The 265-nt window shown below is 55.1% G+C and carries 1 protein-coding gene; it reads left to right on the top strand.

Going from position 1 to position 265, the window contains the following annotated elements; translation table 11 throughout:
* Positions 1-265 (top strand): DUF1016 N-terminal domain-containing protein (locus AC0L20_RS41170; RefSeq protein WP_473295855.1); only part of this gene is annotated, 265 nt, incomplete at both ends.

Raw genomic sequence — 265 nt, 5'->3', positions numbered from 1 at the left:
CAAGTACATGCGTGCTTTTGCCGAGGCATGGCCAGATTCGGAATTTGTGCAACAGGCTGCTGCACAATTGCCGTGGGGGCACAACGTGGTGTTGCGCGATAAGCTTCCCTGCCCGGAAACACGTCGTTGGTACATCACCCAAGCAGTTAAACACAACTGGTCACGTAACACGCTGGTACTTGAGATTACGTGGCGGAAAGCCCTTGATGTCGGGAAACGCTGCCCGCAGATCCTGCGCAAGGCGGTCAATCACTTTGCTACCCCA

The organism is Bradyrhizobium sp. Kon58 (assembly GCF_055807455.1).
Note: the sequence above shows the minus strand (reverse complement) of the source record. Positions and strands in the feature narration are given on the sequence as shown.